Below are 15,461 nucleotides of genomic sequence, written 5' to 3'. Positions count from 1 at the left end.
GGGCGCGCTCCAGGCGCTGTCGGAGCGGCTCCAGACGCCGCTGTACCAGCTGCAGGGACTCGCAAGCTTCTTCCCGCATTTCCGCCTCTCCCCGCCCCCGCCCGTCGACCTGGGGATCTGCGCCGATATGTCGTGTCACCTCCGCGGCGCTGACGCCCTGCGGCGATCCGTCGAAGAGCGGGTTGCCCAGGCGGGCCAGGGCGGCGTCGTGGTCCGGCCCTCCTCCTGCCTCGGCCAGTGCGACCGGGCACCCGCGGCCTCCCTCAACGACGTCATCCTCGCGCGCCTGACCCCCGACACACTGTACCGGCACATCGAGACCGCGCTCGCGAAGGGGCGCCTGCCGCACCCGGAGGCATCCACGCCGGCGGAGCGCCTCCTCGTCGACCCATACGAGAGCGGCGAGCGCTACGGGGCGTTGCGTGCCTTCGTCGCGGATCCCGACGTCTCCCTCCTGCTGGGCCTGCTGAAGGCGAGCGAGCTGCGGGGACTCGGGGGCGCCGGCTTTCCCACGGGGGCCAAGTGGGAGATCGTGCGAAATGCGGCGGCCGACGGGAAATATGTCGTCTGCAACGCCGACGAAAGCGAGCCGGGGACCATCAAGGACCGGTTCCTCATGGAGCAGGTCCCTCATCTCCTCATTGAAGCCATGGTCCTGGCCGGCCTCGTCATCGGCGCCCGCACGGGCATCATCTATATCCGTCACGAGTACGAGACCCAGGCCGAGGTGCTCCGACGGGAGCTGGCGCGGTGTCAACAGGAAGGGCTGATCGGCCCGAGCGTCCTCGGCTCCGGGATCCCGTTCGATCTCAGCCTCTTCATCAGCCCCGGCGGCTACATCTGTGGCGAGGAGTCGGCCCTCCTCGAGGTGCTTCAGGGCAATCGGGCCGAGCCCCGAAACAAGCCCCCGTTTCCGGGCACCCACGGCCTGTGGAACAAGCCGACCATCATCAACAACGTCGAGACGTTCGTGATGATCCCGCAGATCCTCCGAAAGGGGCCCGAGTGGTTCAAGGCGCAGGGGCGATCCGGCGCGGCCGGCCTCAAGTTCGTCGGCATCAGTGGCCACGTCCCCCGGCCGGGAGTCTACGAGATCCCCCTGGGCGCGCCGGCCCGCGAAGTGCTCGACCGCGCCGGCGGCGTGCTGGGAGGCAAGGCCCTGAAGGCCTGGGCGCCATCAGGCGCGTCGTCGGGCTACCTGCCCGCCTCCATGATCGACACGCCGCTCGAGTTCAAGGCGCTGACCCAGGCCGGCTCCATGCTGGGATCGGGAGCCATCATCATCTGCGCCGAGGGCACCTGCATGCTCGACATGGCGCTGAACGCGGTGCGGTTCTTCAAGAACGAGTCGTGCGGGAAGTGCGTCCCCTGCCGGGTCGGATCGGCCAAGATGGTCGACATCCTGACGGACATGGCCCGCGGCCGAGGGCGCCAAGAGGACCTCGCACTCATCGACGAGTTGTCGGACACGTTGACGCTCACGTCGATCTGCGGTCTCGGCCAGGTCGTCCCCGCCCCTATCAGGTCCGTCATCCGACACTTCCGCGACGAGATCGACGAGCACATCGTGCGAGGGCGCTGCCCCTCGGGCGTCTGCCAGATGGCGTGAGCGGGTCGGTTCACCGACATAGGGCATGCTGCTCGACACGGGTCACAGGCGCTGGATCGTCGCTTTCCTCGTCCTGAGTAGCGTGGGCGCCGTCGTGTTCGTGCCGTATGCCCGCACGGCGACGCATGGCCCCAGAGGGGGGACCTGGCCCGGTCTCGTCTACGGGTCGATCGGCCTGGCCCTCATCCTGTACGCGGCCGCCCTGGGCGTCCGGCGCAAGGTCCCGTCGTGGCGCATCGGCCGTGCCACGGCCTGGATGAAGGGCCATCTCTGGCTCGGCCTCCTGAGCTATGTGGTCGTCCTCTTTCACAGCGGCTTCAAGCTCGGCGACGGGCTCACGCTGGTGCTGATGGTGCTCTTCACCATCGTGGTCGTGACCGGGATCTACGGCGTGATCCTGCAGCAGTTCCTGCCGCGCATGATGCTGCTACGCATCCCGCTGGAGACCGTGTACGAGCAGATCGACCCCGTCGTCGTGCAGCTCCGCGCGGAGGCTGATGAGCTGGTGAGCGCCGTCGTCGGACCGCTCCCCGTCGCCGAGGAGCGGCCGCGCGCCAGGCGTTGGCGCGATCGTGGGCTCCGTCACCGTGAGACGCGGGGCCCGTCCGCGGCGCCGCCCCCCCCTGCCGCGGCGACACTCGTGCTGGAGGGCGCCGCCCTCAGGGAGAGCTACGTCTCGATCATTCGTCCCTACCTGGGTGTCGAGATGCCGAACGACGGACGCCTCGCCACGGAGGCTGCGGCCACGGAGCTCTTCCAGCACCTGCGCCTCACGGTGCCGCCGCCTCTCCACCCCCAGATCCAGGAGCTCGAGGTGATCTGCGACGAGCGACGCCAGCTCGCCCAGCAGAAACGGCTGCATCACTGGCTCCACGGCTGGCTCATGGTGCACGTGCCGCTGTCGATGGCGCTTCTTCTGCTCGCCATCGTACACGCGGTCATGAGCATGCGGTACTGACGCGGGATGGGTACCGGCCGCTACACGACGAAGGGCCGCGCCAAGCGCATCCAGCTGGACTACTTCAAGCGGCTGCACCCTTTTCGCCGCTGGAGGCTGATCCTGTCCGTGGCGGCGCCTCTGCTTGGCGCGCTCCTGCTCGCGGGCTTCGCGGTGCGCGGCAATCAGCGGATCTACAACAGCGGGCCCGTGTCCACGGCCCACGCGATGTTCGGAGCACAGTGCGGCAACTGTCACGTGCCGATCGAGGGCAAGGTGGGCGCCGGCGGGTTCTTCCTCAGGCCCTCAGACCAATCGTGCTCGGCCTGTCACGCCGGGCCGATCCATCACGAGAACCAGGTCGGACCTCAGACCTGCACCAGCTGTCACGTCGAGCACCAGGGGCGCGCCGAGCTGGCCGCCCTGCCCGACCGCCACTGCACCCGGTGCCACGCCGACCTCGCGACCAAGGACGGCCGGCCGTCGCGGTTCGCCACGAAGGTGACGAGCTTCGATCGCGGGCACCCGGAGTTCGCCGTGACGGTGAAGGACAAGGGTCAGGCGCGCCGCATTCGGCTCGACCAGACCTCCGAACTGAAAGACACGAGCCAGATCAAGCTCAACCACGAGAAACACCTCGAGACCGACCTCGGCGGCGTGGAAGACATCCAGAAAGTGACGGGCATGCGCGGGCTCGTCCGCCGCGAAAAGGGTCTAGCTCTCGGGTGCACGTACTGTCACGAGACCGACGACCGACGCGCGCAGATGAAGTCCATCGACTACACCCGGCACTGCGTCGCCTGCCATCCTCTCGACTTCGATTCGCGTTTTGGCGACGCGACGGTGCCGCACGCCAAGCCGAGTGTCGTGCACGCCTTTCTGCGCACGACATCTCTCGAGGGCTTCGAGAAATGCCAGGGGCTCCCGCCCGCCGCCACCTCGAAATCGCCTGCCGCCCGGACCCTGCGCAAGCAGTGCGAGGATCTCGATCTCGCCAAGGACCAGCCGGAGACGGGCGGAACCGATCGGCCGCGCGGCGCCCCGGGGGCGAGCGCGACGGAACGAAAAGCCGAGGAGCCGGCCTCCGACCAGCCGCGCGGCCGCCGGCTATTGCGGGGCGATACGACCGAGGAGGCGCCGCGTGATCGGCCGCGCGGCGCGCCGGGGGGTCGCGCGCAAGAGACGGAGCCCGCGGGGAAGGCGCCAGGCGGGCCGGGCGGCTCCGGCCTCGAGTGGGTAGCGAACGTCGAGAGCTTCACGTTCAAGCAGAAATGCCAGCTGTGCCACGTCATGACCTTCGCGACCGGGCGGCTGCCCGAGGTCGCGCCTCCGGCCATACCCGCCCGGTGGCTCCCGAACAGCGTCTTCGATCACGGCGTCCATCGGCCGGTCGGCTGCACGGAGTGTCACAAGGCGACCACGAGCAAGGAGACGACCGACGTGCTGTTGCCCTCGATCAGCGTCTGCCGCGAATGTCATCGCGGGGCGGGTGGCGCGCGTGCCGGCTGCGTCGAGTGTCACGTCCACCACGACAAGAACAAGGAGCGGGACTTGAATGGCCCGTTTACCATCGAGCGCCTGGTGAAGGGCAAGTCCCGATGACCAGGCTCGGCCCCCTGTCCTTGACACTCCGAGAGCTCGTCGGCTAACGTGTGGCAGCCGACATGACAACCGATTCGATCCAGCTCACCATCGACGGCAGCTCAGTAACTGTCCCCGCCGGGACGACGATCTACGAAGCGGCGCGGACCCTGGGAATCGAGATTCCCGTGCTGTGCCACGACCCCCAGATGGCGCCTGTCGGTGTCTGCCGGGTCTGTACCGTTGACGTGGAGGGCGCCCGCCTCTTGCCGGCGGCGTGCGTCAGGCCCGCGGAAAATGGCATGGTCGTCCAGACGAACTCCGAGCGCGTGCGGAAAGCGCGGGCCACGCTCCTCGAGCTGCTGCTCGCCGACCATCCCACGCCGTGTATGCGACAAGTGGCGACGCGCGACTGCGAGCTCGAAACGCTGGCCGCACGCGATGGCGTGACCGCATCGCGATTCGCTGCTCGCCCGGCCCCGCGCGGGCCGGACGACTCATCGGTCATCATCCACGTCGATCACGCCGCCTGCATCCTCTGTGATCGCTGCATCCGGGCCTGCAGCGACATCAAGGAGAACTTCGTCATCGGGCGGACCGGGAAGGGGCCGCAAGCGGGGATCGCCTTCGACCTCGATCAGCCGATGGCCGACTCCTCGTGCGTGTCGTGCGGCGAGTGCATGGTCTCCTGTCCGACGGGGGCCTTGACGAACAAGGCCGTCCCCGGCGCCGCGTTCCCTCCGGGCCCGCCGCTCGATGCCGGCGAGCTGCTGGCCTTGCCGATGTTCCGGGGAGTATCGGGGAACTTCCTCGAGCTGAATCGGGGCGCCGTCACCCGGCGCACGTTCGCGCCGGGCGAGATCATCTGCCGCGAGGGTGAGTATGGATCGACGGCCTTCTACATCCTGAACGGGAAGGTCGACGTCTTCATCTCGATACCCATGGCTCACGTCAAGAGCCGGGCACGACAGACCGGAGGGGGCGTCGCGCACTTCTTCCGAAAGCTCACCGACCTCGTGTCGAGCCACGATGACCCCCGGGAGGAGGGCCCGCGTCGATTCATCCCGATCGATGCGCCCGTCGATCTGGACTACGACAACCCCATCGCGCAACTGGGGCCGGGCGACCTCTTCGGTGAGATGACGTGCATGAGCTTCTATCCCCGGTCCGCCACCGTGCGCGCGGTCGAGGAGACCGTCGTCCTCGAGATGCTCCGCAACGTCCTCAGCGTGCTGCAGAGAAACAGGCGCTTCAAGGCCCAGCTCGACGAGACGTACCGGCAGCGCGCCCTCGACACCCATCTCCGATCCGTGCCGCTCTTCGACGGCGTCACCGACGACTTCCTGCGCCAGCTCGCCACGCGCATCGAGCTGGTGCGCTTCGAGCCCGGTCAGGTCATCTTCCGGCAGGGCGACCGCGCCGACAGCTTTTACCTGGTCCGCATCGGCTTCGTGAAGGTCACCAAGTCGTTTCCCGGCGGCGACCTCGTGGTCGCCTATCAGGCCCGCGGCTCGTATTTCGGGGAAATCGGACTACTCGAGGACGACGGCCGCCGCATCGCCACCTGCACCGCGCTCGATCACGTCGAGTTGGTAAAGATCGGGGCCGAGGAGTTTCGCGACATGCTGCAGCGGTTCCCCCCGGTCGCCCAGCGCCTGACCGAGGCGGCCCGCGAGCGCCAGGAGTCGAACCAGACGCGCGCGGAGATGGCGCGCGCCCCCATCGACGAGTTCCTCGGTCAAGGGTTGATGGAGGCGCAGAATCTCCTTCTCATCGACCTGGAGCGCTGCACGCGCTGTGACCTGTGCGTCCGCGCCTGCGCCGACGCGCACGACGGGGTCACGCGGCTCGTCCGGGACGGTCTGCGCTACGACAAGTATCTCGTGGCGACGTCATGCCGCTCCTGCCGGGATCCGCTCTGCATGGTCGGGTGTCCGGTGGGCTCGATCCGCCGCCGCGCGTCTCTGGAGATCGTCATCGAGGACTGGTGTATCGGATGCGGCCTCTGCGCCGAGTCGTGCCCGTACGGCAACATCAACATGCACCCGTTCACCATCGAGACGGACGATCACGAGGGCGGACACCGAAAGGCGGCCGTGAGAGAGAAGGCGACCACCTGCGATCTGAGCGCGGACTATCGCGAGCCGGCCTGCGTCTATGCGTGTCCGCACGACGCGGCCATCCGCGTGAACCCCACCCAGTTCTTCGGCGACAAGCTCGGGCTCCGCCCCTGAGCGGGTCGCGTCAGGGTGGTGGCAGGGTCGAGATGCGCGCGGGAGGATCGAGCGCCAACTCCAGGAGCGGGATGCATTGAGCCACTACGACCTCGTCGTCATCGGCGCGGGGCCGGCGGGCGAAAAGGGCGCCGCCCAGGCGGCGTACTTCGACAAACGCGTAGCAATGATCGAGGCGACTCCTCATGTCGGCGGTGCCGGTGTCAACACGGGGACCATCCCGTCCAAGACCCTTCGCGAGACCGCCCTCTACTTCTCGGGTCTCACGCAACGTGGACTGTACGGTATCGACTACACGATCAAGAAAGAGCTCGAAATCCAGGACTTCATGTACCGCAAGCACGAGGTCGTGCGGGCGCTCCGTGAAGTCGTCCGGCTGAACATCGACCGGCACCGGATCGAGCTGATCCACGGCGCGGCGGAGTTCCAGGACGCGCATGCCGTGCGGGTGACGGCGCCCGGCGGCGGCACCGCGCGCGACGTGCAGGGGGACGTGATCCTCATCGCGACTGGATCCGTCCCGAGCCGCGCCGAGGGCATTCCCTTCGAGGACCCTCGCATCTACGACTCCGACGAGGTCCTCTCGATGGGGCGGATCCCACGGACGCTGGCGATCGTCGGGGGCGGAGTCATCGGCTGCGAGTACGCGACGATCTTCGCCGCGCTGGGGATCGGCGTGACGCTGATCGATGGTCGCGACCGGCTCCTGGGCTTCCTGGACGCTGAGTTCTCGGGCCGGCTACGCCTCCAGATGGAGCTGCTGGGCATCGACGTCCGGCTGAAAGAAGGCGTCGTTCGCTATGAGCCGAAGCCTGATGCCGTGGTCCTCGGCCTGAAGAGCGGTGGCACGGTAAAGGCGGAGAGCGTTCTGATCGCGGTCGGGCGCCTGGGCAACACGCGCGGTCTCGGGCTCGACCACATCGGCCTTGCTGTCGGCGACCGGGGTCACCTCACCGTCAACGAGCACTATCAAACGGCGATCCCGCACATCTACGCCGCCGGCGATGTCATCGGCTTCCCCGCCCTGGCCGCGACGTCAATGGAGCAGGCGCGGGTCGCCATGGTCCACGCCTTCGATCTCAAGTACAAGACCCGCGTCGCCCCGATCTTCCCGCTGTCCATCTACACGATCCCCGAGCTCGCGATGGTCGGCGAGACGGAGGAGAGCTGCCGGGAAAAGGCCATCGAATACTGCGTGGGTCGGGCACAGTACCGGCAGAACGCGCGCGGCCAGATCACCGGCGACCTCGGCGGCCAGCTTAAGCTCGTGTTCCGCCACCCCGACAAGCAGTTGCTCGGCGTGCACATCCTCGGCGACAGCGCGTCCGAGCTGGTCCACATCGGGCTCATGGTGCTCCACGCCGGCGGCACGATCGACACGTTCATCGACGCGGTCTTCAACTACCCCACGTTCGGGGAGGCCTACAAGTACGCGGCCTATGACGGGCTCCAGGCGCTCCAGCAACGCTCGAGGGCGTGAGAGACACAAAGCCCGTTCTCGGGCCTGGCGCTGCCCTTGGGGCCATCCTCAACACGTCGGATACAGGCCGCCACCACCGCGCCGATCCTGCCAGACTGCCAGGAGCGGCACCAGAATTCGGGGTGACATTTTCATAGATCAACAGCATCTCCGAGGCCCAGGTTTGACCCGTCCCGGGCAGTCTGGCAGGATGGCGCGATGGCACTGCCCTCATGCGCAGCCGGCGTCGGGTAATACCGGCGGCCCGGCTAGAGGAGGCGACTCATGGAGGTTTCGGGCACGGGCAGTCACCTGGACCATTTCCTACGCCAGACTCGCGTGCACCACGTGCAGCTGAGCTCGATGGCCGACGTAAAAGCCAACATGATGCTCACCATATCGGCCCTGGTCATCACGTTCTCGATCGGGCACCTCTCGAACCCCCTTCTCAGATGGCCGGTGATCGTGCTGATCGTATCCTGCCTCGCCACCGTTGTCTCGGCGGCCTACGCGGTCATGCCCAAGCTCGACAGGGGATTTCGTCCGGACCTGGACAAACCCGACTGCAACATCCTGTTCTTCGGCAACTTCATGAACCTGGAGTACGAGGAATACGCACGGCTCATGGAAGGTGTGATGAACAACTCGTCGCGCGTCTACGAGGCGCAGGTCCGGGAGGTGTACGAGCTCGGCGTCTTCCTCGGACGGAAGAAGTACGTGTACATCCGGCTCGCGTACTTGTTCTTCATCTTCGGGTTGCTGGCGAGCGCCGCGGTCTTTGCTGGAATCGAGATCCTCACGGCGGCGCGATGACGAAGCGCAACGAATCGCGCTCAACTTCGTCACGTCGCCAGGGCCCTCACCTCGCGCAAGGTGATGGCCGCCCAGAGCGCATTGTAGAAGCCCCCGCCTCACCATCGGCGCCTCGTTTCCCATGTCTCCACGAAGTGACGAGTTCAGGGCTTCCCCGCGATACCGACAAAACCCTACGGAGAGCTGACCTGCCCTTTTGACTCATGCTCGCCGATCTGCCATGATGGCGCGGTGGCAGGGCTTACATCTACGTTGCCGGGAGTCTAGAGGCGTGCTCTCGTCCGGTTTGGTGGGCCGATTCTTGAAGCCGATCAACGAGGCGGCAACGAACGTCAGACACCTAGGCCGGGAGGCCCGGTGTAGACAACGGTGCAACGAGAGCAAGACACGTGGCTGTGGAGCCACGTGGGTGCCGAAGGCGTGACCGTCCGTCGTCTCTGGACCCCCCCCTTCGACGTTCGGTGCAGCGTCCACTCGAGGACCTACCGCATGGGCGTCCCTTGATGCGCCGCGCTCCCACTCCCGAGATCATAGCCTTTCTTTCGTCAACGTCGCTCTTGCGTGGACTGGATGAGTCTGCCCTCAGGGCGATCGCCACGGAACTCGAGTACGTCTATCTTTCCGGCGGCGGGACTCTCATGCGCGAAGGAGAGGTCGGTGACTCTCTGTACATTCTCCTGAATGGACGCCTTCGGATCGTGGCCAGCCGTCCAGAGAAGGGTGAGAGCGTCATCAATGAGATAGGTCCAGGCGAAACCGTGGGGGAAATGGCCATTCTGACCGGCGAGCCGCGGTCGGCTACGGTTCGAGCGATCCGCGACTGCGCGCTGGTGAAGTTCTCGAAGGCTGCATTTGATCATCTCGTTGAACAGTATCCGAAAACGATGATGCAACTCGCCAGCCTGATCGTACTGCGTTTCCAGCAGATGGTCCGGTCTCCGCGCTTCGAGGCGGTGCCGTCCACGATTGTCCTGGTCCCCGCCGGTGAGGACGCGCCGCTGACAGATGTGGCGCGGCAGCTCGTGGCGGCGTTGGGAACGATGGGAGCCACGTTGCACGTCCACAGTCAATTTGTGGACGACTGTCTCGGGAGAGGTGTCGCCCACAGTCCTCCGGATCATGAGGAGAACAGCCGGATCGTCGCTTGGCTCAGCGAGCAGGAAAGACGTCACGAATTTGTCGTGTATGAGCCTGACACCTGGCCATCGTCATGGGCCGCCAGATGCATTCGTCAAGCAGATCGCATTCTGCTCGTTGGCCGGGCTGACTCGCCGCCCGTCTTGAGCCGTCTCGAAGCCGATGCGCTCGGCTCCGGTCTGACAAGCGCCGCCGCCGAGCTGGTGCTGGTACACCCGCCAGGGACCACGCGATCGATCGGCACCCGGGGATGGCTGGCCAAGCGGCGCGTCACGACCCATCACCACGTTCGCCACGGATCGGAGGCTGACATGCGCCGACTCGTCCGACGCTTGACGGGGCGCTCAATCGGCCTCGTCCTGAGCGGAGGCGGTGCCCGCGGCCTCGCCCACATCGGTGTCATCCGGGCTTTAGAGGAATTCGCTGTCCCCATCGACATGGTGGGCGGTACCAGCATCGGTGGGATCATCGCGGGTCTGTACGCGCTCGGATACGATTCTCGCTCGATGATCGACCTTAGCCGCAGAGGATTCGTCCAAATGGGGGTCCAGCCGCTGACGGACTACACACCGCCAATCGTATCGCTTCTGAGTGGACGACACGCCGCCGCCGTCCTGAAGATGCTCGCCGCCGACGCCCAGATTGAAGATCTCTGGATCAAGTACTTCTGCGTATCGACGAACCTCACTCGCGCCGAGTGCCTCGTGCATGAAGAGGGGCCGTTGTACAAATGGCTGATGGCGACGGCTAGCCTACCCGGATATTACCCGCCGGTCCTGGTAGATGGGGACCTGCTGGTTGACGGGGGCTTACTCAACCTCCTTCCGGCCGATGTCATGAAACGCCTGGGCGTGGGCACGATCATCGGCGTCGACGTCACGGCACGGCAAGATCTGAGAACTGACATGACGTACCAGGACTACTTGTCAGGGTGGCGATTGCTCTGGGCGCGGTTGAACCTCTTCGCGCGGAAGCCTCGCATCCCGAATATCTTCGCAATTCTCTCGCGCGCTGTCACGGTGAACGGCATCTACCACCTGGAATCCGTCAAGCAAAGTATTGATCTTTATCTTCACCTGCCTGTTGAGCAGTTCGAGCTGGGCGACTGGCGGTCGCTCGACACGATTGTCGATATCGGGTATCAATCCGCTCGGGAGAAGATTGCGCGCTGGGCCGCGACGCACCCTTCTCCTCTGGGCGTGGATTCTCCCCCCGCAAACAGCCGCTGATCGTGAACCTGTGCCTGCCAGGGCCCGCCCGGGAGGTAGTACTGAAGCCGGCCTCGTGACCACGTAGCGGTCGTTCGCGTTGACGCGGCTTCACTGCGGCGTGTGCCAACCTCCGACATCGGCGACGAGGCGATCGGCCTGGGGCGGGCCCCAGCTCCCGGGCTCGTACTCGAACATCTGGCTCGGCCCGTGGATCACCGGATCCACGATCGCCCAGGCCGCCTCTACCACGTCCTGGCGCGCGAACAGCGTGGCGTCGCCCCCCATCGCATCGCCGAGCAGGCGCTCATAGTCCCCCATCCGGCCGTCCTGTCCCTGTTGGGGCTGCTCCACGACGGACAGCTCCAGCGGCTGACCCATCATGCCTGTCCCCGGCCGCTTGGCCCGGGCGCCGATCGCGATCGCAACCTGCGGGCTGAGCCGGAAGCGGACGTAGTTTCCGACCGAAGGCGTGGCCTCGCTGAAAACCACCTGCGGCGGGTTCCGCAGCCTGACGGTGACCTCGGTGCAGGTCATTTTGAGGCACTTGCCCGCGCGCACGTAGAACGGCACGCCCTCCCAACGCCACGAGTCCACGTAGAGCCGCAGCGCGGCGTACGTGGCCATGTAGGAGTTGGTGGCGACGCCGGGCTCATCCCGGTAACCCCGGAACTGCCCGCGCACCATATTGTCCACGCTCATCACCCGGATCGTCCGCAGCACCTTGGCCTGCTCGTCGCGGATCGCCTCGTGGTAGGTGCTGGACGGCGCCTCCATGGCCAGGTAGCTGACGACCTGCAGCAGATGGTTCTGGATCACGTCGCGGATGACGCCGGTCTCCTCGTAGAACTTCCCCCGGCCCTTGACCCCGAAGCTCTCCGCCATCGTGATCTGCACGTTCTCGACGTAGTGCCGGTTCCAGATGGGCTCGAGGAACGCGTTGGCAAAGCGGAAGTAGAGGATGTTCTGGACCGCTTCCTTCCCGAGATAGTGGTCGATGCGGAAGATGTTGGCCTCGGGGAAGGCCTGGTGCAGCGTCTCGTTCAGAGAGCGAGCCGAGGCGAGGTCGCGGCCGAAGGGCTTCTCGACGATGACCCGGGCGTTCTGCGTGCAGCCCGCCTGCTGGAGCTGCTGGACGACGGTCGGGAACATGCTCGGGGGGATGGCCAGGTAGTGGGCCGGGCGCTCGCAGCGCTCCAGCTCCCCCCGCATCCGGGCGAAGGTGGCGGGATCGCTGTAGTCGCCGTCGATGTAGCGGAGCCTCTCGGCCAGGATCGGAAAGGCGCTGGTGTCGACCCCGCCCCCGTGCTCGGTGACGCTGGCCCTGGCGCGCTCGACGAGCTGGTCCCGGGTCCAACCCGACTTCGCCACGCCCACCACGGGGAAGTCGAGACGGCCCCGGCGGGCCATGGCCTGCAGGGCGGGGAAAATCTTCTTGTAGGCCAGGTCGCCGGTGGCGCCGAAGAAGACCAGGGCGTCGGAGCGGGGACGCTCGTTGCTCATTTCTTGTCCACATGGTGGATGGTGTTGACGCAGGGCTGATCGAGGTCGGGCATAGGCATCATTCGATTCCCCCTCACCGGTGGTACCGTCGGGCGGAGACACTATGCTACCTGGGATCGCCGTTGACAACGCGCAAACCTCTCCGAGGTGCTGGCCCAGTTCCAGGGACGGATCCGCGCCCGCCCCTGCCGCTGCTTCGTCAGCCGAGCAGCAAACACCGCGGGTCTTCGTCCCGGTTTGACCCATCCCTAGCGCTCTGCCAGGATCGGCGCGATGGCACTGCCCTCATCCGCGCTGCGGCACGGTCGGCCCCTGACCGAGAACGTGCATTATGCCTCTTACGCTCGTGGCCTGAGCAGCACAGCGTTTACAATGCCGGAGATCGCGGTCATCGAACCGACGCCGCGGCCGCGCGTGACGAAGTACGTGTGGCATAGGTGATTCGACGCGCGCGCTGGGCTCCCCTTGGCCGGGTCACCCTTGCTCAGCCGGGAGCATGGTCTGTATTCTCCGGGCGCATGGCAGCCGAAGATGTCGCGAGCCGGCCTGGGCTGCCTGCCGAGGTCGGCGCGTGGCGGCGAGCGTGGACGGTCGCGCTCGTCGTGACCGCGATCATGTTCGCGTCCGTCTCGCCCGAGCTCGCCGTCGACGGGCCCGACCTGAACGATTCGGCCCTTCATCTCGGCCTCGCCAAACGCGCGAGCGAGGCGCTCACCCGTGGCGAGTCGCCGATCGATTTCTGGCATCCCGACAGCCGTATCGCTCGAGGCGATCTATCGCCGGTCGCTCGGCATCCTGCTCGCCCTGTTTCCGCTCTCGATGTTTGTGGCGATGTGGCGAATGGATTTCGGGCCGGTGGAGGCATGCTGCGGGGCGATGGTGGCCCCTCTGCTGTCGATGCCGAGTCTGTACAACCTTGGCCTCGAGTCGTATCTGTGGGTTGGGAAGGGACTCTACACGCAGCTCTTCGCCTCGGTGCTGGCGCCGCTCGCGTTCGCGGAAACGTATCGCGCCGTCCGCACCGGACGGCGCCTCGCGCTTGCCGCTGCTCTGATCGCCGCGACCTTCCTCTCACACCTTGAGTGCGGTTACATCCTCGGCCTCTCGGCCCTCTCGCTGGTGCTGGGGCCGCACGACCGGGGCTACCGTGTGGCTCGGCTGGCCATGATCCTGGCGGCGACGGGTTTAGCCGAATCGTATTTTCTGGTCCCGGCCGTCCGCGATTCGGCCTTCGCGAACCAAAGCGTCTGGGAAGAGGCGGCTACGTGGGACTCGCTCGGCGCGCGCGTCGTCCTTTCGTCGCTGGTACGCGGCGAGCTGCTCGACCACGGTCGATGGCCGGTTCTGACCGGGCTCGCCCTCGTGGGGTTGGTGTGGGCGATCTGGCGCGGTCCACTCTGCGCGCGGCCCGTGGCGGGGCTCGCGGTCGTATGGACGCTGCGCGATTTCGGGCGCGCAACGTGGGGATGGCTGATCGATATGCTGCCTTTCTCCAGCGACTTCCCGATGCATCGCTTCATTAGGGCGTGTTCATCTCTTTGCCATTCCGGTCGCCGCTTGCCGACTGGCATTCGTGCTGCGATCGGTACGCCCGGAGCGGTCGCGCATCCGCGGCGCCCTGGATGCGAGGTCTTCGCTGAGCGATCCGGTGGCTCCCGCATGTCCCGCCGAGCCCGCCCCCGCTGCCGGGCGGCGGCTGTCGTGGCCGTGGCGCGCGCACTACACGCGGGCGCTCGGCGGCATGCTCGCCCCTGCGCTTCTCCCATCGGGCGCCCGACACCGCCCGGGCCCCCCTCGCACCCCGTTCACACCGCTGCCGGCTGAGTCCCCGTCACCCTAACCCTCTCCCCCTTCGGGGGCGCCGAGCTTGTCCCGGCCGCGCGGCCAGGCCTATGATGCGTCACCATGCGGCGCGGCGCCCTCACGCTCTCGCTCGGCCTCGCGCTGCTCGGAGGCTGCGTGGGGCCGGCCGAGCGCTTTACTGAGCGGGCCTCGGCGCTCGGCTTCGGCGCCGTGCGCGTCGAGGGCGCGGCCTTCGCGCACGTCGTGTACCTCCATGCGCCCGCGGCCCTGCGGGGCAGCCGCGTCCTTCACGTCTATCTCGACGGCGACGGCACGCCATGGGAACGCGGCCGGCCCGCCGCCGGCCCCACGCCGCGCGAGCCGCTCGTGCTCCGCCTGATGGCCCTCGACCCCGCGCTGAGCGTGTATCTCGGCCGGCCGTGCTATCACGGCCTCGCGGCGGCGCCACCCTGCGCGCCCGCCCTCTGGACGCACGCTACTCCGAGGTTGTCGTGGTGAGCATGGCGGCGGCGGCGCGGCGGCTGCTCGCGGCGACCGGCGACGCGGAGATCGTCTGGCTCGGCTACAGCGGCGGGGGGGCGCTCGCGATGCTTCTCGCCGCGCGCATGGCCGAGACCGCGGGCGTGGTCACGGTGGCGGCCAATCTCGACGTGGACGGCTGGGCGGACCTGCATGGCCACTCGCGGCTCGCCGGCTCGCTCAGCCCCGCCCGGCTTCCGCCGTTACCGCCGCGGATTTACCAGCGCCACTATGCGGGGGGGCGCGACCAGGTGGTGCCGCCCGGGATCGTCGCGGGCGGGGAAATCTTGCCGGAGACTCTCAGGGTGATCCCGGAATACGACCACGCGTGCTGCTGGGTGGAGCTGTGGCCGCGCGTGCTCGACGAGGTCGAGCGGGCCGCGGGAGGCCGGCGCTAGACGCCGATCCGGAGGCCGCCGTTCGCGGTGTAGGCCTGGCGATCGTTGTAGCCCACCAGCGCGCGGAAGCTCAGGAAGACCTGCATGCCCTTCGGGAGGATCAGGACCACGCCGGTGCCCAGGTTGAAGTAGTCGCGGTCTGGGGAGTCGGTCTGGACGCGGAGCTTGGTCTGGCCGAGGTCCTCGCGGAAGCGGAAGTAGATCACCCGCTGGTCGTCCTGGAACTCGTGGACCCACTCCGCGATGAACTGGGGCACGAA

At 67.1% G+C, this 15,461-nt stretch carries 12 protein-coding genes; 10 read left to right on the top strand and 2 right to left on the bottom strand.

What is annotated here, in order from left to right:
• From VGV06_20995 to VGV06_20965, 7 genes are all read left to right on the top strand, one after another.
• A partial coding sequence (locus VGV06_20995; GenBank protein ID HEV2057618.1) for an NADH-ubiquinone oxidoreductase-F iron-sulfur binding region domain-containing protein occupies positions 1–1,609 on the top strand: 1,609 nt, incomplete at its 5' end.
• 25 nt (positions 1,610–1,634) lie between these two features.
• The gene (locus VGV06_20990) at positions 1,635–2,567 is read left to right on the top strand and encodes a hypothetical protein (GenBank protein HEV2057617.1); all 933 of its coding nucleotides are present in this window, start codon (positions 1,635–1,637) and stop codon (positions 2,565–2,567) included.
• A 6-nt stretch (positions 2,568–2,573) separates the two neighbouring features.
• Positions 2,574–4,148, top strand: coding sequence for a hypothetical protein (locus tag VGV06_20985; protein HEV2057616.1), 1,575 nt, complete (start codon positions 2,574–2,576; stop codon positions 4,146–4,148).
• Positions 4,149–4,210: 62 nt separating this feature from the next.
• Positions 4,211–6,361, top strand: coding sequence for a cyclic nucleotide-binding domain-containing protein (locus VGV06_20980; GenBank protein ID HEV2057615.1), 2,151 nt, complete (start codon positions 4,211–4,213; stop codon positions 6,359–6,361).
• Between the two features lie 76 nt (positions 6,362–6,437).
• Positions 6,438–7,841: a Si-specific NAD(P)(+) transhydrogenase gene (gene sthA / locus VGV06_20975; GenBank protein HEV2057614.1), complete on the top strand. Its 1,404-nt coding sequence runs from the start codon at positions 6,438–6,440 to the stop codon at positions 7,839–7,841.
• 264 nt (positions 7,842–8,105) lie between these two features.
• Complete coding sequence (locus tag VGV06_20970; protein HEV2057613.1) at positions 8,106–8,633, top strand: Pycsar system effector family protein; 528 nt, start codon at positions 8,106–8,108, stop codon at positions 8,631–8,633.
• Between the two features lie 503 nt (positions 8,634–9,136).
• Positions 9,137–10,999 carry a cyclic nucleotide-binding and patatin-like phospholipase domain-containing protein gene (locus tag VGV06_20965; protein HEV2057612.1) on the top strand — a complete coding sequence of 621 codons (1,863 nt, stop codon included), beginning with the start codon at positions 9,137–9,139 and terminating at the stop codon, positions 10,997–10,999.
• 90 nt (positions 11,000–11,089) lie between these two features.
• On the opposite strand, the gene zwf is transcribed toward VGV06_20965, so the two are convergent.
• The gene (gene zwf / locus VGV06_20960; GenBank protein ID HEV2057611.1) at positions 11,090–12,481 is read right to left on the bottom strand and encodes a glucose-6-phosphate dehydrogenase; all 1,392 of its coding nucleotides are present in this window, start codon (positions 12,479–12,481) and stop codon (positions 11,090–11,092) included.
• Between the two features lie 717 nt (positions 12,482–13,198).
• Between zwf and VGV06_20955 the strand changes: the two genes are divergently transcribed.
• The 3 genes from VGV06_20955 to VGV06_20945 all read left to right on the top strand — a co-directional run bounded on the left by VGV06_20955 (position 13,199) and on the right by VGV06_20945 (position 15,201).
• Positions 13,199–14,305, top strand: a complete 1,107-nt coding sequence (locus VGV06_20955) for a hypothetical protein (GenBank protein ID HEV2057610.1) — start codon at positions 13,199–13,201, stop codon at positions 14,303–14,305.
• An 81-nt stretch (positions 14,306–14,386) separates the two neighbouring features.
• Positions 14,387–14,782 carry a hypothetical protein gene (locus VGV06_20950; protein HEV2057609.1) on the top strand — a complete coding sequence of 132 codons (396 nt, stop codon included), beginning with the start codon at positions 14,387–14,389 and terminating at the stop codon, positions 14,780–14,782.
• Positions 14,779–15,201 (top strand): hypothetical protein, encoded by a 423-nt coding sequence (locus tag VGV06_20945; GenBank protein HEV2057608.1) that lies wholly within the window; start codon positions 14,779–14,781, stop codon positions 15,199–15,201. The genes VGV06_20950 and VGV06_20945 overlap by 4 nt, the downstream gene beginning before the upstream one ends.
• On the opposite strand, the gene VGV06_20940 is transcribed toward VGV06_20945, so the two are convergent.
• A partial coding sequence (locus VGV06_20940; protein HEV2057607.1) for an autotransporter domain-containing protein occupies positions 15,198–15,461 on the bottom strand: 264 nt, incomplete at its 5' end. The genes VGV06_20945 and VGV06_20940 overlap by 4 nt on opposite strands.

This window comes from Candidatus Methylomirabilota bacterium (assembly GCA_035936835.1).
Lineage (GTDB): Bacteria > Methylomirabilota > Methylomirabilia > Rokubacteriales > CSP1-6 > AR37.
This window is presented reverse-complemented; position numbering and strand designations above follow the sequence as displayed.